The following is a 19,629-nucleotide window of genomic DNA, read 5'->3' on the forward strand; positions in this document are numbered from 1 at the left end:
GGACCGGCGTTACTCATACGGAAGGCACCTCGGAGGTGACGTGCTCGACGGGCCGCCGGTTCGCCGCCGGCAGCGCGAGCGCGGCCACGAACACCACCACCGCGCAGGCAGCGCACGCCAGGTAGGCGATCGAGAAGCCCGCCGCGGCGATGCCGCCGTTCACCAGATGCGCCGCAAGGACGGTCGCGACCACGGCGCTGCACACCGTGCTGCCCGTGGTGCGCAGCAGCACGTTGACGCCGTTCGCCGCGGCGGTCTGCTCGAGCGGGACCGCACCCATGATCAGCACCGGCAGTGTGCAGTACACGAGTGTGGTGCCGATGGCGGCGACACCGAGCGCCACCACCACCGACCACAGCGGCTTGTCGGGCACCGCATGCAGCGAGTAGCCGCCCAGCAGGAACAACGCGCCGGCCAGCATGGGGACCTTCGTGCCCCACCGGTCGGACAACCGCGCCGCGACGAGGGCGAACGACATCATCGCGAAGCTCGCCGGCAGCTGGCACAGGGCCGCGAGCAGGATCGGCAGCCCGTACCCGGCGCCGTGGTCGGGGTCGGCCTGCAGCAACTGCGTGGTGATGAGGGTGTTGCCGTAGAACGCGAACCCCACCAGCAGGGCGGCCAGGTGCGGCATCAGGACCGTGCGCCGCGCCGAGGCCCGCAGATCGACGAGCGGATTGCGGTTGCGCAGCTGCTGGAATCCCCACAGTCCGAACAGCACGACGGCGGCGGCGAACATCGACAGCACGGCGGGGCTGGTCCAGCCCCAGGTGCTGCCCTGGGTGAGGGGGACGAGCAGGCTCACCAGCGCGGCGCTCAGGCCGACCGCGCCGACGCCGTCGAACCGGCCGCCGGTGCGGGTGCGGGACTCGCGGATGAACACCGCGGCCGCGGTCGCCACCGCCGCGCCGATCGCGGTGGTGACCCAGAACAGCACGTGCCAATCCGCGAACTGGACGATGGCGGCGGCGAACGGGATGCCCAGCGCGGTGCCCAGGCCGAGGGTGGAGCTGAGCAGGGCGACGGCGCGTCCGACGCGGTCCCTGGGCAGTTCCTCCCGCAGGATCGACATGCCGATCGGAATGACCGCCGCGCCCGCGCCCTGCAGACCGCGGGCGGTGATGAGGACCGCGATGTTCGAGCTGATCGCGCACAGCAGCGATCCGACGGTCATCAGGACGAGCGCGACGAGCAGCATGCGCTTCTTGCCGACCATGTCGGCGAGCCGGCCGAAGATCGGGGTCATCACGGCCCCGACCAGCAGGGTGGCGGTCACCAGCCACGACACGGCCGTGGTGCCGGCGCCGGTCAGCGCCGGCATGCTCGGCAGCAGCGGCACCATGACCGTCTGCATGATCGCCTGGAAGATCGCCCCGACCGCGAGGATCGGGAAGACGAAACGCGACGGCCGGGGCGCGACCGCCGTCGCCGCCCCGCGGGCGGGCGGCCCGGCGAGCGACCGGTCCGGCCGGGATCCGCGCAGCCGGAGGGGGTGGGTGGACACGTACGCCATCGGCCCTCCTCCGCGCGGGGTGAATAATTGTTTACCAGGCTAAGTGAATAGCCGTTTACCCCGCAACAGAGGTGACCCGCATCTCACTCCGGGCCGTCGGTCACTCCGCCCCGTCGAGCAGCTCCTGCACCAGCGGCGCGTACCGCGCCACCACGTCCGGCACCGAACCGGTGGCGCGCTCCGCGAGCATGCGCCGCCGCATGATCGCCAGACCCATCACCATCGACATCGCCAGCTCCGCCCGCAACCGTGCATCCGGGCCGGGCAGGCGTGCCGCGAGCGCGTCGATCATCTGCTTCGAATAGTTCTCCCGGAGCTTGCTGTTGCTCTCCTCGCTCGCCCCGCTCATGAACAGGATGTTCATCGAGAGCGGCTTGTACGGTTCGAGCGGCCGCGCCAGCATCGACACCATCCGCTCCCCCAGCTGTTCGAGGGGACCGTCGAACAACACGTCCGCCGCGCTCTGGAAGTCGACCAGCGCGTCGAACAACTGCTCCTTGGAACCGAAGTACTTGATGATCAGCGCCGGGCTGACGCCGGCGTCCTCGGCGATGTCCTTGAGGGTGATCTCGCGGTACGGACGCGTCGCGAACGCCATGCCGGCCGCGTCGAGGATCCGGCGGCGCGTCTGCTCCCCGGTGCGTCTCGGGGCGGTCACAGTGTGCGTCGGCCCGAGAGCGCCCGCCCGAGGGTCAGCTCGTCGGCGAACTCGAGGTCGCCCCCCATGGGCAGACCGGACGCCAGCCGCGTCACGGTCAGGCCGGGGAAGTCCCGCAGCATCCGCACGAGGTACGTCGCCGTGGCCTCGCCCTCCGTGTTGGGGTCCGTCGCGATGATCACCTCGGTGACGTCGACGCCGTCCTCCTGATTGCCGATGCGGGTGAGCAGCTCACGGATCCGCAACTGGTCCGGACCGATGCCGCTGAGCGGATCGAGGGCGCCGCCGAGCACGTGGTAGCGCCCACGGAACTCGCGGGTGCGCTCGATGGCCTGCACGTCCTTCGGCTCCTCGACCACACAGATCTGGGTCCGGTCCCGGCGCGGATCGGAACAGATCCGGCACCGCTCCTGATCCGCCACCGTGCCGCACACCTCGCAGAACCGGACGCCGTCGCGCACCTGCTGCAGGGCCGCCTGCAGCCGGTCGAGCTCCGGCGGCTCGACCGACAACAGGTGGAACGCGATGCGCTGGGCGCTCTTCGGACCGATGCCCGGCAGCTTGCCGAGCTCGTCGATCAGGTCCTGGACCGGTCCCTCGTACACGTGACTCCTCTAGAAGCCGGGCAGACCGGGAATGCCGCCGCCGAGCCCACCGGCCAGGGGGCCGAGCTTCTCGGAGGCGATCTCCTGCGCCTTCGCCGACGCGTCGGCGATCGCGCCGATCACCAGGTCCTGCAGCGTCTCCACGTCCTCGGGGTCGACGACCTCGGGGTCGATCCGAAGGCCGACGACCTCACCGGTCCCCTTCACCGTCGCCGTCACCAGGCCGCCACCGGCCTGGCCGGTCACCTCCGCCTGCGCCATCTCCGCCTGGGCGGCCATCAGCTGCTGCTGCATCTGCTGCGCCTGCGCCAGGAGCTGCTGCATGTCGGGCATTCCACCGGGTTCCACAGGCATGTCCTTTCGCGGGATTTCGCAACTCAGGGTAGTCCGTCCCCGGTACCGTGACGGAATGCGCGTGCGTGGACTGTCCCGCCGGATCACCGTCGCCGCCACCTGCGTGCTGGCCCTGTCCCTGCCGGGAGTCCCCGCGACCGCGACCCCGGACCTGCCGCTGACCGGCCGCACCGTCTTCCTCGACCCCGGCCACAACGGCACCAACGACGCGAGCATCACCGCCCAGGTGCCCACCGGCCGCGGCGGCACCAAGAACTGCCAGACCACCGGCACCAGCACCGACTCGGGCTACGCGGAACACACCTTCAACTGGGACGTCGCGATGCTCGTGCGCGCCGAACTCGAGGAGCTCGGCGCGCACGTGCTGCTCAGCCGCCCCGACGACGCGTCCGTCGCGGCCTGCGTGGACCGGCGCGCGGAAGAGGCCAACGCCTCCGGCGCGGACGTCGTGGTCAGCCTGCACGCCGACGGCGGCCCCGCCGACGGGCGCGGCTTCCACGTCAACTACTCGGCGCCCCCGCTCGACGAGGTGCAGGCCGGCCCGTCCGTCGCCCTCGCCGTCGCCGTGCGCGACGCCCTCGTCGACGCCGGACTGACCCCGTCCACCTACCTCGGCACCGACGGCCTGCTCGGTCGCGACGACCTGGCCGGACTCAATCTGGCCCGACGGCCGTCGGTGCTGGTCGAGCTCGGCAACATGCGCAACGCGACGGACGCCGCGACGATGACCGATCCCGACGGGCGGCAGCGTTACGCCACCGCCGTCGTCGCCGGGATCGTCGCGTTCGCCGGCGACCCCGCCGACGCCCTCTAGTCCAGTTCGCGCTTCAGGTTCGCCAGCACCTGCGCCTGGATCTTGCGCAGCCCGAGCGGCGCGAAGGTCTTCTCGAAGAAGCCGCCGATGCCGCCCGCACCCTTCCACTCGGTCAACGTCACCACGGTCGAACCGGTGCCGTTGGGCACCACGCTCCACGTGGTCACCAGGGACGAGTTCGCGTCCCGCTCGGTGATCGTGCTGCCCGAGACCGCCACTCGCGCCTCGACGTCGCGAGCCCGCTTCTTCGTCGCCTGCAGGATCCAGTGCACGACCGTGCCGTCGCCGCGACCACCCGAGAGCACCCGGTAGTCGCGGTACTGCTCCGGGAGGATGCGCGGACGCACCGACTCGTAGTCCGCGAGGGCCTCGAGCACCCGCTCCGGCGCCGCGGCGAGCTGAATCGAACTGCTGGCGCTTACCTGTCCCACTGTTCCTCCTGTTGCCCGTGGGCCGCTCGGAGCGCGGCCGTCACCGGTTCCCATCCTGCCTGCTGCATCGTCGCGCCCGGGCGGGCCCGCGGGGCTATTGTGAAGGTCGCCACCGTGCGTCGCCCCAGGGAGTCGTATGCAGAAGCCGAAGTCAGTCGTAGTCCCGAGCGGAGAATCCGCACATCGGGCGGGTGTCGAGCGCCTGTTGCGTTCCTACCGCGCCATCCCTGCCGACGCCCCCGTGCGCCTGGCGAAGAAGACCTCCAACCTCTTCCGGGCCCGGGCCCGGGTGAACGCGCCCGGCCTCGACGTGTCCGGCCTCGGCGGCGTCGTCTCCGTCGACCCCGTCGCGCGCACCGCCGACGTCGCCGGCATGTGCACCTACGAGGACCTGGTCGACGCGACCCTGCCCCACGGCCTCGCACCCCTGGTGGTGCCGCAGCTGAAGACGATCACGCTCGGCGGCGCGGTCACCGGGCTCGGCATCGAGTCGACCTCCTTCCGCAACGGCCTGCCGCACGAGTCGGTCCTCGAGATGGACATCCTCACCGGCGCGGGCGAGATCGTCACCGCCACCCCCGACGGTGAGCACGCCGACCTGTTCCACGGCTTCCCCAACTCCTACGGCACCCTCGGCTACGCCACGCGCCTGCGCATCGAACTCGAACCGGTGAAACCGTACGTGGCGCTGCGGCATCTGCGGTTCGACTCGCTCGACGAGATGCAGTCGGCCCTCGACCGCATCGCCACCGAGCGGGTGCACGCCGGGGTGCCGGTCGACTACCTCGACGGGGTGATGTTCTCCGCCGCGGAGTCCTACCTGACCCTCGGGACGCAGACCGACGCCCCCGGCCCGGTCAGCGACTACACCGGCGAGGACATCTACTACCGCTCGATCCAGCACGCATCCGTCAACCATCCGCGGACCGACCGCCTCACCGTCCGGGACTACCTGTGGCGGTGGGACACCGACTGGTTCTGGTGCTCGCGCGCCTTCGGCGCCCAGGACCCCCGGATCCGGCGGCTGTGGCCGAAGCGCCTGCTCCGCAGCAGCTTCTACTGGAAGCTGATCGCCCTCGACCACCGCTACGGCGTCGCCGACCGTATCGAGCGGCGCAAGGGCAACCTGCCGCGCGAACGCGTCGTGCAGGACATCGAGGTGCCGATCGAACGGACCGCCGAGTTCCTGCGCTGGTTCCTCGACGAGATTCCGATCGAGCCGGTCTGGCTGTGCCCCTTGCGGTTACGGGAGGGCGGCCCGGTGGCGCGCGACGCCCAGCGGCCGTGGCCCCTGTACCCGCTCGAACCGAAACGCACCTATGTCAACGTCGGCTTCTGGTCGTCGGTCCCGGCCGTTGCCGGCGAGATCGAGGGCGCCGCGAACCGTCGCATCGAACACAAGGTCGCCGAGCTCGACGGCCACAAATCGCTGTACTCCGACTCGTACTACACGCGCGCGGAGTTCGAAGAGCTCTACTACGGCGGCGGGGACTATCCCGCCCTGAAGAAGCGTTACGACCCCGAATCCCGTTTGCTTGACCTCTTCTCGAAGGCGGTGCACAACAGATGACCACGTTGCGAGAACCAGGCATTCCCGACGGCCGGCTCACGCTCGCCCAGATTCTCGAGACCGTGACCGGCGGCGAGCTGCCGGTGCGGTTCACCGCGTACGACGGCTCCAGCGCCGGCCCGGCGGACGCCCCGTACGGCCTGCGGTTGACCTCCACGCGCGGCACGACCTATCTGGCGACGGCACCCGGCGACCTCGGCATGGCCCGCGCCTACGTCTCGGGTGACCTCGAAGCCGAAGGCGTCCATCCCGGCAACCCGTACGAGCTCCTGAAGGCCCTGGGCGACTTGCACTTCCAGCGTCCACCGGCACTGACGCTCGCGCAGATCGCCCGCTCGCTGGGGTTGGAGACGCTCAAGCCCATCGCGCCGCCCCCGCAGGAGCACCTGCCGCGCTGGCGCCGGTTCGCGGAGGGGCTCCGGCATTCGCGCAGCCGTGACGCCGAGGTGATCCACCATCACTACGACGTCTCCAACGCGTTCTACGAGCACGTCCTGGGCCCGTCCATGACGTACACGTGCGCGCTGTTCGACTCCGAGGCGCAGAGTCTCGAGGACGCACAGGAGAACAAGTACCGCCTCGTCTTCGAGAAGCTGCGGCTGCAGCCCGGGGACCGTCTCCTCGACATCGGCTGCGGCTGGGGCGGGATGGTGCGGTACGCGGCACGGCGCGGCGTCAAGGCACTCGGCGTCACCCTGTCGCGGGAGCAGGCGGAGTGGGCGCAGAAGGCCATCGCCGACGAGGGACTCACCGACCTCGCCGAGGTCCGCTTCTCCGACTACCGCGACGTGCCGGAGACGGGCTTCGACGCGATCTCCTCGATCGGGCTGACCGAGCACATCGGCGTGCAGAACTACCCCACGTACTTCCGGCGGTTGCACGACAAGCTGCGCGAGGGCGGCTTGCTGCTCAATCACTGCATCACCCGTCCGGTCAACCGCGGCCCCGTCAAGGCCGGGGGCTTCATCGACCGGTACGTCTTCCCCGACGGGGAACTCACCGGCTCGGGGCGCATCATCACCGAGATCCAGGACATCGGCCTCGAGGTGCTGCACGAGGAGAACCTGCGCCAGCACTACGCGCTGACCCTGAAGGGCTGGTGCGAGAACCTCGTCGCCAACTGGGACGCGTGCGTCGCCGAGGTCGGCGAGGGCACCGCCCGCGTGTGGGGCCTGTACATGGCCGGTTCCCGCCTCGGCTTCGAACGCAACGTCGTGCAACTGCACCACGTCCTGGCCGTCAAGCTCGGCCCGGATCAGGAGCCGAACGTCCCGCTGCGCCCGTGGTGGGTCGCATAGGCCGCTCCGCGGCCCGTGCGCGGTTCTGGTAGTACCCACTACCAGAACCGCGCACGGCACGAGCAGGGGTTCGGCTCGTCCCGGACCCAGCCCAACCGGGTCAGCACCGTCTCCACCTCGCGCGCGACGTCGCACGGCGACGACGCCACCTCCCGGTATCCGAAGACCAGCCGCGATCGGCCGGCCAGCTCAGCGGCGTTGTCCCGACGCCGGTCGCGGAAGGCGACTTCGCGCATCGAATGCACCCACCTGCCGTCCAACCGCACCGTGAGCGGGCATCCGGCGCTGTCGTACGTGCAGTCCTCGTACAGGGTCCTGCCGTCCACGACGACCGGGCTCTGCCGGTCCGCCACGGGCAGTGCATGCGCACGCTCGACATCGATCGCGTAGTGGTACTCCAGGACGGACTGCACCCCCTCCGCCAGCAGTGTCACGGCCTCGTCGAGCGCGGTCCGATACCGGTACGGCGGCCGCTCCTCGAGTCGCCGTCGCACGGTGTGCAGCCGGATCCCGGCGTTCGTGACCGTGGAGATCAGCGACAGGTACGCCTCCCGCGGCGACGGCTGCGCGGTGGCCAGATCCAGTGCGGTGTCGACCTTGGTCGTGCGCGGCAGGTACCGATCGACGCCGATGTGGGCGTGCGCCCGGGACCGGTGCACGATCACCCCCGGATGAAGAACGGCGTCCGGCTTCGACACCGGGAGCGTCGCTTTCCGTCCGGGTGCCCGCATCGTCGCTCGCTGGGGTAGGGCCGACCTGCCCACGGGAACGGTGATGTGCACCGGTGCGGTGTCGTCGACCGGGAGCATGCCCCACAGCTCCGCCGCAGTGCGATGGCTCAGCATCGCCGCTCCACCCCCGTAGAGCAGCGCCGCCTCGAGCACCATGGTCCGTGTCAGCGGCCCGCTGCTGACGGCGTAGACGCCCTGCAGGACGCGCTGCCACCGCCCGGTGTCGAGCAGATGCCGCACCGTTCCCCGCCCCACCCCCAGGTCGGTCAGCTCGGTCTGGGTCACCAGGCCGGCTCGATCGTCGAACAGCTTCTGCACGTCGCTCTTCCCGAAGTCCCCCATGCGGTCGATGATGGCGGACCCCGCGACGAACGAGGGCCCCCGACCGTGGCCGGGAGCCCTCACCTGTGGAGAACTCGTGCGCGGTTTTGGTAGCGATGGCTACCAAAACCGCGCACGGGGGTCAGCGCAGGGACGCCGGGGGGGTGAAGCGCTCGCCGTACTTGGCGGCGAGTTCCTCGGCGCGCTTGACGAAGCCCTCCTTACCGCCGGGGTAGCCGGCGATGTACTGGGCGACGCCACCGGTCCAGGCCGGGAAGCCGATGCCGAGGATCGAGCCGATGTTGGCGTCGGCGGTGGTGCGCAGCACGCCCTCGTCGAAGCACTTCTGCGTCTCGATGGCCTCGATGAACAGCATCCGCTCGATCAGGTCCTGGATCGGGATGTCCGTGGGGGCACTGTCGAACTTCTCCCGCAGGCCCGGCCAGATGCGGCTGCGCTTGCCGTCGACGTACTCGTAGAAGCCGCCGCCGCCCGCACGGCCCGGACGGCCCTCGTCGACGAGGAAGTCGACGACGGTGGACGAATCGTCCTGCGGCACCTTCAGTCCCGACGCCTCGGTCGCCGCCTCGGTCTCCTTGCGGATCTTCTGCATCAGCGTCAGGTTCAGCTCGTCCGACAGCTGCAGCGGCGGCGCCGGGTAGCCGGCCTGCGAACCGGCCTGCTCGATCGTCGCCGGCTCGATGCCCTCGCCGACCATGCGGATCGCCTCGTTGACGAACGTGCCGATGACGCGCGAGGTGAAGAAGCCCCGCGAGTCGTTGACGACGATGGGGGTCTTGCGGATCTGCTGGGCGAGATCGAACGCCTTGGCCAGCGTCGCGTCGGAGGTCTTCTCCCCGGCGATGATCTCGAGCAGCGGCATCTTGTCGACCGGCGAGAAGAAGTGCAGGCCGATGAAGTCCTCCTGCCGCGTCACGCCCTCCGCGAGACCGGTGATCGGCAGCGTCGAGGTGTTCGAACCGAGCACCGCGTCCGGCGCGACGACGTCCTGGATCTCCTGGAACACCTTGTGCTTGAGCTCGGTGTTCTCGAACACCGCCTCGATGACGAGGTCCGCACCCGCCAGATCGGCGACGTCCGCGCTGGGAGTGATGCGGGCAAGCAGCGCCGCGGACTTCTCCTCCGTCGTCTTGCCGCGCGAGAGCGCCTTGGCCTCGAGGCCCTCCGAGTACGCCTTACCCTTCTGCGCCGACTCGATCGAGACGTCCTTGAGGATCACGTCCATGCCGGCCTTGGCGCACACGTAGGCGATGCCCGCGCCCATCATGCCGGCGCCCAGCACGGCGACCTTCCGGAAGGTGGTCTTCGGGAACGGCGTGCCGTCGGCCTGGTTCGGCCGTGACGCACCGGAATTGATGGCCTGCATGTCGAAGAAGAACGCCTGGATCATGTTCTTGGCGACCTGGCCGGTGACGAGCTCGGTGAAGTACCGGCCCTCGATCTTCGACGCATTGTCGATGTCGACCTGCGAGCCCTCCACGGCGGCGGCCATGATGGCCCGCGGCGCCGGCATCGGGGCACCCTTGAGCTGCTTGCGCAGGTTCGCCGGGAACGCCGGCAGGTTCGCCGCGAACGCCGGCGACGCCGGGGTACCACCGGGGATCTTGAAGCCCTTCTTGTCCCAGGGCTGCACGCCGCCCTCGGGGTTGGCCTTGATCCACGCCTTGGCGGCGGGGACGAGTTCGTCGATGCTGCCGACGATCTCGTCGATCAGGCCGATCTCCTTCGCCTTGGCCGGGTTGTAGCGCTGCCCCTGCAGCAGCACCTGCATCAGCGCGGTCTGCAGACCCAGCATCCGCACGGTGCGGGTGACGCCGCCACCGCCGGGCAGCAGGCCCAGCGTGGCCTCGGGCAGGCCGATCTGGACGCCCTTGACGTCGGCCGCGATGCGGTGGTGGGTGGCGAGCGCGATCTCGAGGCCGCCGCCGAGGGCCGCGCCGTTGATCGCGGCGACGACGGGCTTGCCGAGGGTCTCGAGCCGGCGCAGGTCCGCCTTGATCGCCTCGACCTCGTCGAAGATCCGCTGCGCGTCCTCCGGCCCGACCTTGATCATGTTCTTCAGGTCGCCGCCGGCGAAGAAGGTCTTCTTGGCGGAGGTGATCACGACACCGGTGATGTCGTCCTTCTCGGCGACGAGGCGGTCGACGGTGGCCTTCATCGACGCCTTGTACAGCTCGTTCATGGTGTTCGCGCCCTGGTTCGGGTCGTCGAGGGTCAGCACCACGATGCCGTCGGCGTCGCGCTCCCAGCCGATCATGTTGTTCTCAGTCACTGTGAATTCCCCAGTCCCTTCCGAAGTTTCAGACGCGCTCGATGATCGTGGCCACACCCATGCCGCCACCGATGCAGAGGGTGACGAGGGCGCGGCGGGCACCGCGGCGCTCGAGCTCGTCGACCATCGTTCCCATGATCATGGCGCCGGTCGCGCCGAGCGGGTGCCCCATCGCGATGGCGCCGCCGTTGACGTTGAGCTTCTCGTCCGGGATCTTCAGGTCCTTCTGGAACTTGAGCACGACGGACGCGAACGCCTCGTTGATCTCGAACAGGTCGATGTCGTCCACGGTCAGGCCGGCGGCGGCGAGGACCTTGTGCGCGGCCGGGGTGGGACCGGTGAGCATGATCGTCGAGTCCGCACCCGAGGTGGCGGTGGCGACGATGCGCGCCCGCGGGGTCAGGCCCATGTCCTTGCCGACCTGCTCGGAACCGACGAGCACCAGCGCGGCGCCGTCGACGATGCCGGAGCTGTTGCCGCCGTGGTGGACGTGGTCGATCTTCTCCACGAAGTGGAACTTCTGCAGCGCGACGGCGTCGAAGCCGCCCATCTCGCCGACCATCGCGAACGACGGCTGCAGTCCGGCCAGACCCGCGAGAGTGGTGTCGGGACGCATGTGCTCGTCGTGGTCGAGGACGGTCAGGCCGTTCTGGTCCTTGACCGGCACCACGGACTTGGCGAAGTAGCCGCCGGACCAGGCCGCCGCGGCGAGCTGCTGCGAGCGGAGCGCGTAGGCGTCGACGTCCTCGCGGCTGAAGCCCTCCATGGTGGCGATCAGGTCGGCGCTGACACCCTGCGGCACGAAGTAGGTGTCGTAGTTGGTGGCGGGGTCCAGCGCCCACGGGCCGCCGTCGGAGCCCATCGGCACCCGCGACATCGATTCGACGCCACCCGCGACGACGAGCTCGTCCCAGCCGGAGCGGACCTTCTGCGCGGCCATGTTCACAGCCTCGAGGCCGGAGGCGCAGAAGCGGTTGATCTGCACGCCGCCGACGGTGTCGGGCATGCGCGCCGCGGTCACCGCGGTGCGGGCGATGTCGGCGCCCTGGTCGCCCACCGGCCCGACGACGCCGAGGATCAGGTCCGAGATGCGGTTCTCGTCCAGGTCCGGGAACCGCACGCGCAGTTCGTCGATCAGGCCGGTGACCAGGGAGATCGGCTTGACCGAGTGCAGCGACCCGGTCTTCTTGCCGCGGCCGCGCGGAGTTCGGATGGCTTCGTAGATGAATGCCTCGGAGGTCACAGTGCGCAGGTTCCTTCCCGTGCTTTGCGGATGCGAGGGGCGCCAGCTCGTGACAGCCGTCACGCCCGACGTCGTCCACCCTAGGAGCCGGGACGCCGCGGACTGAAGGACCGAACCGAGCGGAGTCCGTGACCGAACCGAGCGGACGTTCACACCCCCAGGCCGGCCTCGCGGGCCTGCACGATCGCGGCCGACCGGTCGGCCGCGCCGAGCTTGCCGAGCACGTTCGACACGTGGTTGCGCACCGTCTTCGGGCTCAGCACCAGGCGGCGGGCGATGGTGGCGTTGTCGTGCCCGCGCGCCATCAGGTCCAGCACCTCGCGTTCCCGGTCGGTCAGTTCCGGGAAGACCGTGGGCGCGAGGGTGCGGGAGGCCGCCATCGCGCCGATCGCCTTGGCAGCGACGGCGGCGCCGACGATGACCTCGCCGTCCGCGACGGCCCGGATCGCCCGCTCCACGCCCGACGGGTCCGCACCCTTGACGAGATAGCCGCGCGCCCCGGCGCGCACCGACGCGACGAGCGAGTCCTCGTCCTCGTGCATGGTCACCACCAGCACCCGCAACTCGGGGAACCGTCCGAGCAGCAGCCGGGTCGCCTCGATGCCCGAGCCGTCCCCGAGTTCGAGGTCCATGAGCACGACGTCGACGTCCGCGGTGATCACCTCGAGCGCCTCGGCGACCGAACTTGCCTGCGCCACCACCTCGATGCCGTCGAGGGTGCCCAGCAGGGCGACGAGGCCGAGCCGGAACACGGGATGATCGTCGACGACGGCGACGGCGATCGCCGTGGGGGCGCTCACGACGGTCCCCACGGCAGGTGCGCCGTGACGACGGTGCCGTGCGGCTGCGCCCCCGTGATCGCGACGCTGCCGCCGACGTCCTCGGCGCGTTCGCGCATGCTGTGCGTCCCCACTCCCCGTCGCGCGTTCCGGTCCATCCCCCGGCCCGCGTCGCGCACCTCGAGGGTGAGCCGGTCCGCCGAGGCCCGCACGCGCACGCGGCATCCGTCGGCCGCGCTGTGCCGCCGCGCATTGGTGACCGCCTCGGCGGCGATGCCGTACGCCGCCGCGACGACCGGACCGCTGCGGCCCGAGGGCACGTCGGCGTCCACCTCGACACGAAACCCACTGCGCGAGTGGACAGCCGACATCTCCTCGAGCGCGGCGGCGAGACCGAGCTCGTCGAGCGCGGGCGGGAGCAGCCCCCGGGAGAGCTCGCGCACCCCCTCGACCTGGTGGTCGAGTTCGCGCAGCAGGGAGTCGATCAGCGGAACGGCGTCGGCGGAGTCGGTGTCGACGAGGTTGCGGGCGCCCTGCAGCCCGAGCCGGATCCCGGCCAGCGACGGACCGAGCCCGTCGTGCAGTTCCCGGCGGATGGTGCGGCGTTCGGCGAGCCGGGCCTCGGTGAGCCGGGCACGGGCCGCGTCGAGCTCCTCCGAGGATCGCAGCACCACGAGGCCGGCCTCGACCACGGAGGCGAGTTCGCCGAGTGCGCGGAGGCTGCGCGGCCCGAGGGTCTCGCCGGGTGGCGCCGTCACCGCGACCCGGCCGTCGCGCAGGACGACCTCCTCGGCGGGCCCGGTGGGGGTGCCCCAGCGGGCGAGCATCTCGTCGTCGCGGCGCACCGTCACGGACTCGAGTCGCAGCGCGACGCCGATGCCGGCGGCGAGATCCTCGAGCAGTTGCCGCGGCGTCTGTGCCCCGGCGAAGTGCCGGCCGAGCCGGCGCACCGCGCTCGCCGGATCGTCGCCCTCGCCGTAGACGAGGATGTGCACGCGCCGCGTCAGCCAGGCCCGGACCGGCTGCACCGCCAGCGCCACCGCGACCGCGGCGACGGCCTGGGCCACGACCGAGCCGTCCGTGGGCAGGATCAGGGCGACGGTGGCGGTCACGACGAGGTAGCCGGTGGCGAGTACCGCGACGAGGCTGCCGGCGACGGCTGCGCGGCTGACGGCGAGGTCGAGCCCCCACAATCGTTGCCGCAGCACCACCACGAGGATCGCGATCGGGTAGAACGCCTGGGTGGCCAGGTGCAGCAGCGGGGTGAGCATCCACGGCAGGCCGGGCACCGCGAGCGGGATGTAGGACACGGCCATCAGTGCGGTGCCGAGCGCGAGCCAGCCCCGGCCGATGCGGTCGGACACCGGGCCGCGCCGCCACCGGTAGGTGATGTCCGCCGCGGCGAGCAGACCGACGGTGACGACGGGCAGCACGAGCCAGCCGACGGCGGTGCCGGTGAAGGTACGGGCCCAGAAGAACCAGCCGGTGACCGCGGCACCGGTGAGTACACCGAGGCGGGCGCGCCGGTCGAGCGGTGTGTCACGGACCAACCAGGGCACCACCAGGAACAGCGCCAGGGTGCCGGGGATCCACGTGGTGCTCTGCAGGGGCGCGAGGACCCCGGCGAACGGCAGTCCGGGCCGCACCTGCGCGAGCTTCGTCCACGCGTAGCTCAGGGCCGACAGCCCGACGCCGATCGAGGCGAGCGAGAGCAGCAGCGGCACCGGATGCACCCGGCGTGCGAGCACCACCCCGGCGACGGTGCCGTATACCGCGGCGCCGACGACGTCGACGAGGAAGAACAGCTGGTCCGAGTCGAGGTCCGGACGAGCGGCCGCGAAGACGGCGAGGGCGGCGACGGCGAGACCGCACGACAGCACGGCGACGACGGCGGCGGGCCCCGGTGCGCCACCGGTGCCCGCCGCCGTCTCGGATGCGTCCGCAACAGCCATGGTGCGGTGAGTATGCCCCGCGGCCGGTCCCGTCGCGCGGCAGCCTATCGGCGTGCCCTGTCGGAGACGGCGAATCCGACGCCGGCGACGAGCACCCACACCGGGCCGACGAAGCCGGCCATGTACTGCAGCGGGGAGATCCCGAGCAGCGCCGTCAGGCCGCCGAGCACCACGCTCGCCCAGCCCAGCCACTGCGGCGTCGCGCCGTGGCGCAGCGAGGCGGCGGCCACCGCCAGGCCGCTGACCCCCGCGCCCACCCACAGCCACGGGATCGTGCCGACCCAGTGCGAACCGACGACGGCGACCTCGGCGACCATCTGTCCCGGCTCGCTCAGCCCGAACAGCAATTCGGTGTCGAGGCCGGCGCCGAGCAGGCAGGCCGTCGCGGTGAGCAGCAGCCCGAACGCCGCGACTGCCGGCAGGAGGCTGTCGTCGGGCAGTGCGATCCGCAGGCGGCGCTGCAGACCCGCGGCGAAGATCAGCAGCAGCACCGTCGACACCATCAGCGACAGGTGCATCACCAGCAGTTCGGTCCGCTCACCCGCGAAGGCGTCGGCGATGGCGGACGCGTTGCCCGCCGTGGATTCGTCGTAGGCGGCGCCCATGCCCATGCTCGCCTGGATGGCGACCACCCCGGCGAGGCCGGCGACGGCCCCGCCCCAGGCCCAGGCGCTCGACGACGCGCGCCGTGCGCCCGTGCGGCTGTCCTCCGTCACGCTCGCTGTGCTCATCGGTGTCCCTCCCCTCGTCCCGGCGCGCTCTGCGCCTGACGGAGAGGGTGCTGCGCCCGGTGTCCCGGTCGCCAGGGACACCCGTCCCGTCCCGGTGGGAATTCTCCCGGCGCGGCGCCGGTGCAAGTTGCGCGCGTCGGACGCACGTGGCGCGCGTCAGGGCAAGTTGCGCGCGTCGGTGCGAGTTGCGCGCGTAAGTACGAGCGCAACAGGCACTTTCGCGCGCGGATCCCGAAAGGAGGGGGGACCGGACGTGGTTCACACCAGGGCGGGGCCGATCACCAGCAGCGCGACGAGGGCGATCAGCGCCGAGCAACCGGCGATGGCCACACCGCCGGCCGGCGACTCGACGTCACCGAACAGCGGTTCGTCCTCGTCCCAGCACCACCGCGGCATCACTCAATGGAAGCGGTTCGGGCGCGCATCCGCAACGGCCGGGAGACATTCGCCGCGAGGACCGGACAATGTGCGCCGCGCGTCCCGTACCGCAGGAGTTCTTCGGGCGGTCACCGCGGGGGTTGCACGGTCAGCAGGTCCCCGACGGTGCAGCCGAGGACGTGACAGATCGCGGTCAGTGTCGAGAACCGGATGGCGCGAGCGCGGTCGTTCTTCAGCACGGACAGGTTGGCGACGCTGACCCCGACGCGTTCGGACAGCGTCGCGAGGGTCATGCCGCGCTCGGCGAGCAGGTCGTCGAGCCGGCAGTGGACGGCGTGTTCTGACTCCGGCGGCATCACACGAGTCCTTCCTGGTCGCGTGCCATCCGGTTGCCCACCCGGATCGCGATCGCAACCGCAGAGAGCACCATCGCCCCGGCGTACACCAGCCAGAACTCGGCTCCGAGCCAACTGCCCTCGACGCCGGGGACGTGGGTGAGACCGAGATCGCGGATCGCCATGTTGGTGCCCGTGATCCGGGGGAACATCGGAACCAGGGCGATGGTCAGTGCCACCCAGCCGAGGTGGTAGGTGAGCCGGTAGGTGCCGTGGTCGAACATCCGGCCCTGCACGAACCGGCGCACGAGCAGGGCCAGCAGCCCCAGCACGGCCAGGTAGCTCAGCGTCTGCGCCGCGTCGCCCGTCCGCAGCAGCGCGACGGTCACCGGCGACAGCTCGGCGACCGGCAGCGAGGTGGTCACCGCGCCGTCGAGTGACGCCTGCACACCGGACGGCGTGGGGACGGGGGTGGCCGCCTCGCCGAGTTCCATGCGCGCGGTCACCGTCGCGGCCGAGAGCTGCCCGGACAGGGTGGCGACGTAGTCGGCGACGACCACCGCCGCGGTACCGGCGAACACGGCCATGCTCGCCCACAGGTCGCGCCGGTCCTTCGCGGTGGGCCGGAGAACGGACACCGAAGACGTACTCATGACACCCTCCCATATCGATTATCGATAGCCTATCGATAATCGATATGGGAGGCAACGTGACGGGATCGGATCACGCCAGGCGGATCGGGGCGACGACGTCCGCGACGACGGTCAGCACCGTGAAGGCACCCCCGGCGACGACGAACGCGTAGGTCACCGGCAGCAACTTCCCGAAGTCGACCGGCCCCGCGTCGGACAGACCTCGCAGCCGGCGCACCCGGTTACGACACGCCTCGTAGACGGCGACGGCCGTGTGCCCGCCGTCGAGGGGCAGCAGCGGCAGCAGATTGACCAGGCCGACGAACAGGTTCAGCCCGACCATCAGCAACACGAACGATTCCCACATGCCCCGTTCCGCGGCCTGCCCGCCCAGGGACGCGGCGCCCACGACACTGATCGGAGTGTCCGCGTCGCGCTCACCGCCCGTCACGGAGTGCCACAGCGACGCCACCTTCGACGGGGCGTTCGCCAGCGTCCGCGCCGACGCCACGACGAGGTCCCCAGTGAACGCGAACGCGGCCGGAACGGCGGCGACGAGGTCGTAGCGGACCGGACCGGCGACCGGTTGTGCGGAGAGGCCGATCGCCCCGACGGTCGTCGACCGCTCGACCCCGGACCGGGGGTCGACCACCCAGCGCTGCACCGGTTCGACAGCGACCGGCACCCGCAGTTCCCGTCCCTGCCGATCGATCACCAGTTCGACGACTCCCGAACTCTGCCACACCCTTTCGACGAGGTCACCGAACCGGGCGACGTCCCTTCCGTCCACGGCGAGGACGACGTCGCCGGGGCGTATCCCGGCCGACGCGGCCGGTCCCGGCCCGTCACACCCGACGAGTCCGTATCCGGGCGCCGGCCCCTGCGACGGCGGGACGCACCCGACGGACTCGACCACGATCCTCGGGTGCAGATCCGGCAGACCCCACCCGACCGCAAGCCCGAGGACGAGCACCACGGCAAGCAGGAAATTCATACAGACGCCACCGGACATCACGGCCACGCGCTTCCACGTCCGCTGCCGATACAACGCCCGGTCGTACTCGCCGGGGGCCAGTTCGTCGAGGGCGGTGGTGCCGGCGATCTCGCAGAACCCCCCGACCGGGAACAGGCCGAGGCCGTACTCGGTCTCCCCGCGGCGGAACGAGAAGACCGTCGGGCCGCGACCGACTGCGAAGCGGCGCACCTTCATTCCGAGACGCCGCGCCACCCACAGGTGACCGGCCTCGTGCAGGGCGACGGACACGGCGAGGGCGAGCGCGAACAGCGCGACGCCGAGGGCGAACATCAGGGGTGATACGTCGCGTGCTCGCGAATGTATCCGCTGACGTTGCCCTCCGGATCGCAGATCATGTCGCCCTCGAGGCACTCGGTGGTGACCGGGATGTGCCGCAGCTCGCCGGCCGGCTGCGGAAGGGTGATCCCGGGAACGAGCGGACCGGCGTACTGGGCGGGCCGGCCCTGTGCCGGATCGGCGATCAGGTGCACCCGGACGCGGTCCTGAAGGTCGGTGCCGTCGTCGTGCACGGGCGGCACCGCGTCGATCTCCATCGCCACCCGGCGCACGACGATCGCACCCTGGGAGTAGCCGTACAGCTCGTAGCGCGTGCGCGGCCCGCAGGCGGCCTCGGTCCGGCCGATCTCCGCCCACAGGTTCTGCACGCCGATCTGCACCGACTGGTCCATGAACGTGTCCCAGCCGAACACCCCGGCCACCATGCCCGCCGGGTACCGCACGTGCCGCACCGCGAAGTCGGAACTGTCACGGTACTGATCGGTGTAGGAGTTGAGGGGGCTGTCGGGGTCGATCGAGTCCGGCGTTTCGGGACCCTTCGTGCCGTCGACGGCGAGCACCACGGTCGGCGCACAGTAGGCAGCCGGGGACGGGTCGGCATGGGCGATCGACACGGCACCGAACATCGAACCGATGGTCAGCGCGCCGACGATCGCCACCCGGACAGCGGAAAGGATCATCGAAACCGTCCTTCAGCCCATGGGATCCAACCCAACGATTCCCGACCGCGTTCATAAGTAAGCACAGCGATCGTAAGTCCGCAAATCGAAGACACGGGTGCGACGCACCGTGGTGGGCTCAGCGGACGACATCGACCGGATCCACGAAACTGTAACTCCGAGTACGCAGACCGTCGATGATCGCGGGCAGCGCATCGGCATCGAGAGTCGTGCCGTCGTCGGGGTTCGTGCCCATGTGCATCAGGACGATCTGGCCGGGCACGGCTGCGGAGACGACCCGGTCGGTGACCGCCCCGACGTCGAGACCACCGCTGGTGCCCTTCCAGCCGAGCGAGTCCACCGTCCAGCGCACCGGCACATACCCGGCATCGTTGACGACGCGGATGTCGGCGTCGGTGCGAACACCGAACGGAAATCGGAACAACGGCACGGCCGGGCGACCTGTCAGTGCCGTGATCGCGGCCTCGGCCGCAGCAAGGTCGGCCCTGATCTGTCCGTCCGTCAGATCCGGATAGGCAGGGTGGGTGTCGCTGTGGTTCCCCGCTCTACCCCGCGATCGCCGGGTCGAGCCCCCGGGTGCGGTGGAACACCACGCTCACGGCGAGGAGGATTTCCGCGGCCGCGACCGCCAGTGCGGCCGCCATGAGCGGAGGCATCGATGCGTCCGCTGTGCCACCGGCGACCACCGGCACAGCGTGCCCGTGGTGGCCGCCGCCCCCACCTCCGGGACTCATGGTGGTCAGGTGCAGCATGATCATCACGACGTTCATGACGGTGACCAGGATCCAGTCCCGCTGGTTTCCGCGCCGCCAGAGATGGCGCGCGCAGTAGAGGCACCCGGCGGTCATGACGAGCGTCAGGACCGCCGGCGCCGGGGAGGGTGCGTGCCCCCCGAGTGCGCCGACGTGCAGCACGGCGGACGCGACGGCCAGGGCGGCGGCCGCCCGGCCGCACCACGGGAACGTGGTGCGACGGGCGGCCGGATCGGTGGTGGACACG

The 19,629-nt window shown here is 70.8% G+C and carries 20 protein-coding genes and 1 pseudogene; 3 read left to right on the forward strand and 18 right to left on the reverse strand.

Annotated elements, in window-relative coordinates:
• Positions 1–13 precede the first annotated feature (13 nt).
• From RR3_RS22065 to RR3_RS22080, 4 genes are all read right to left on the reverse strand, one after another.
• Positions 14–1,513, reverse strand: coding sequence for an MFS transporter (locus tag RR3_RS22065; RefSeq protein ID WP_017681517.1), 1,500 nt, complete (start codon positions 1,511–1,513; stop codon positions 14–16).
• Between the two features lie 100 nt (positions 1,514–1,613).
• On the reverse strand, positions 1,614–2,171 hold the full coding sequence (locus tag RR3_RS22070; RefSeq protein WP_010594929.1) for a TetR/AcrR family transcriptional regulator: 558 nt from the start codon (positions 2,169–2,171) through the stop codon (positions 1,614–1,616).
• On the reverse strand, positions 2,168–2,776 hold the full coding sequence (gene recR, locus RR3_RS22075; RefSeq protein ID WP_010594928.1) for a recombination mediator RecR: 609 nt from the start codon (positions 2,774–2,776) through the stop codon (positions 2,168–2,170). Before recR ends, RR3_RS22070 begins: the two co-directional genes overlap by 4 nt.
• 9 nt (positions 2,777–2,785) lie before the next feature.
• Positions 2,786–3,109, reverse strand: a complete 324-nt coding sequence (locus RR3_RS22080) for a YbaB/EbfC family nucleoid-associated protein (protein ID WP_010594927.1) — start codon at positions 3,107–3,109, stop codon at positions 2,786–2,788.
• A 76-nt stretch (positions 3,110–3,185) separates the two neighbouring features.
• On the opposite strand from RR3_RS22080, the gene RR3_RS22085 reads away from it, so the two are divergent.
• Positions 3,186–3,944, forward strand: coding sequence for an Rv3717 family N-acetylmuramoyl-L-alanine amidase (locus RR3_RS22085; RefSeq protein ID WP_072786557.1), 759 nt, complete (start codon positions 3,186–3,188; stop codon positions 3,942–3,944).
• Here the strand turns inward: RR3_RS22085 and RR3_RS22090 are convergent.
• A complete protein-coding gene (locus RR3_RS22090) occupies positions 3,941–4,375 on the reverse strand; it encodes an SRPBCC family protein (protein WP_040273601.1) in 435 nt (144 codons plus the stop codon). The two genes, RR3_RS22085 and RR3_RS22090, sit on opposite strands and share 4 nt — an antisense overlap.
• 136 nt (positions 4,376–4,511) lie before the next feature.
• Between RR3_RS22090 and RR3_RS22095 the strand changes: the two genes are divergently transcribed.
• Together RR3_RS22095 and RR3_RS22100 are read left to right on the forward strand one after the other, a co-directional pair.
• A complete protein-coding gene (locus tag RR3_RS22095; RefSeq protein WP_026137956.1) occupies positions 4,512–5,945 on the forward strand; it encodes an FAD-binding oxidoreductase in 1,434 nt (477 codons plus the stop codon).
• Positions 5,942–7,243 carry a class I SAM-dependent methyltransferase gene (locus RR3_RS22100; RefSeq protein ID WP_010594923.1) on the forward strand — a complete coding sequence of 434 codons (1,302 nt, stop codon included), beginning with the start codon at positions 5,942–5,944 and terminating at the stop codon, positions 7,241–7,243. Before RR3_RS22095 ends, RR3_RS22100 begins: the two co-directional genes overlap by 4 nt.
• 38 nt (positions 7,244–7,281) lie before the next feature.
• On the opposite strand, the gene RR3_RS22105 is transcribed toward RR3_RS22100, so the two are convergent.
• The 13 genes and pseudogenes from RR3_RS22105 to RR3_RS22160 form a co-directional block, all read right to left on the reverse strand.
• A complete protein-coding gene (locus RR3_RS22105) occupies positions 7,282–8,316 on the reverse strand; it encodes a type IV toxin-antitoxin system AbiEi family antitoxin domain-containing protein (protein ID WP_064065585.1) in 1,035 nt (344 codons plus the stop codon).
• Positions 8,317–8,437: 121 nt separating this feature from the next.
• Positions 8,438–10,588 (reverse strand): 3-hydroxyacyl-CoA dehydrogenase NAD-binding domain-containing protein, encoded by a 2,151-nt coding sequence (locus RR3_RS22110; protein WP_064065584.1) that lies wholly within the window; start codon positions 10,586–10,588, stop codon positions 8,438–8,440.
• Positions 10,589–10,616: 28 nt separating this feature from the next.
• Positions 10,617–11,831 (reverse strand): acetyl-CoA C-acetyltransferase, encoded by a 1,215-nt coding sequence (locus tag RR3_RS22115; protein WP_064065583.1) that lies wholly within the window; start codon positions 11,829–11,831, stop codon positions 10,617–10,619.
• Positions 11,832–11,980: 149 nt separating this feature from the next.
• On the reverse strand, positions 11,981–12,643 hold the full coding sequence (locus tag RR3_RS22120; protein WP_082900260.1) for a response regulator transcription factor: 663 nt from the start codon (positions 12,641–12,643) through the stop codon (positions 11,981–11,983).
• Positions 12,628–14,562 (reverse strand): sensor histidine kinase, encoded by a 1,935-nt coding sequence (locus RR3_RS22125; protein ID WP_064065582.1) that lies wholly within the window; start codon positions 14,560–14,562, stop codon positions 12,628–12,630. The genes RR3_RS22120 and RR3_RS22125 overlap by 16 nt, the downstream gene beginning before the upstream one ends.
• A 44-nt stretch (positions 14,563–14,606) precedes the next feature.
• Positions 14,607–15,293 carry a hypothetical protein gene (locus tag RR3_RS22130; protein WP_048773627.1) on the reverse strand — a complete coding sequence of 229 codons (687 nt, stop codon included), beginning with the start codon at positions 15,291–15,293 and terminating at the stop codon, positions 14,607–14,609.
• A gap of 258 nt (positions 15,294–15,551) precedes the next feature.
• Complete coding sequence (locus tag RR3_RS24985) at positions 15,552–15,689, reverse strand: hypothetical protein (RefSeq protein ID WP_017681507.1); 138 nt, start codon at positions 15,687–15,689, stop codon at positions 15,552–15,554.
• A gap of 110 nt (positions 15,690–15,799) precedes the next feature.
• Positions 15,800–16,027 carry a helix-turn-helix domain-containing protein gene (locus tag RR3_RS22135; protein ID WP_029540072.1) on the reverse strand — a complete coding sequence of 76 codons (228 nt, stop codon included), beginning with the start codon at positions 16,025–16,027 and terminating at the stop codon, positions 15,800–15,802.
• Positions 16,027–16,659 carry a hypothetical protein gene (locus tag RR3_RS22140; protein ID WP_225223152.1) on the reverse strand — a complete coding sequence of 211 codons (633 nt, stop codon included), beginning with the start codon at positions 16,657–16,659 and terminating at the stop codon, positions 16,027–16,029. The genes RR3_RS22135 and RR3_RS22140 overlap by 1 nt, the downstream gene beginning before the upstream one ends.
• A gap of 70 nt (positions 16,660–16,729) precedes the next feature.
• Positions 16,730–17,944, reverse strand: coding sequence for a M50 family metallopeptidase (locus RR3_RS22145; protein ID WP_082900259.1), 1,215 nt, complete (start codon positions 17,942–17,944; stop codon positions 16,730–16,732).
• The gene (locus RR3_RS22150; protein ID WP_010594913.1) at positions 17,944–18,630 is read right to left on the reverse strand and encodes a cutinase family protein; all 687 of its coding nucleotides are present in this window, start codon (positions 18,628–18,630) and stop codon (positions 17,944–17,946) included. Before RR3_RS22150 ends, RR3_RS22145 begins: the two co-directional genes overlap by 1 nt.
• 118 nt (positions 18,631–18,748) lie before the next feature.
• Positions 18,749–19,162 (reverse strand): annotated as a pseudogene (locus RR3_RS22155) (polysaccharide deacetylase family protein); the annotation flags it as partial.
• 13 nt (positions 19,163–19,175) lie between these two features.
• Positions 19,176–19,628: a hypothetical protein gene (locus RR3_RS22160; protein WP_010594911.1), complete on the reverse strand. Its 453-nt coding sequence runs from the start codon at positions 19,626–19,628 to the stop codon at positions 19,176–19,178.
• Position 19,629: the final 1 nt, after the last annotated feature.

The sequence above is a fragment of the Rhodococcus ruber NBRC 15591 genome (assembly GCF_001894945.1).
GTDB classification, from domain to species: domain Bacteria; phylum Actinomycetota; class Actinomycetes; order Mycobacteriales; family Mycobacteriaceae; genus Rhodococcus; species Rhodococcus ruber.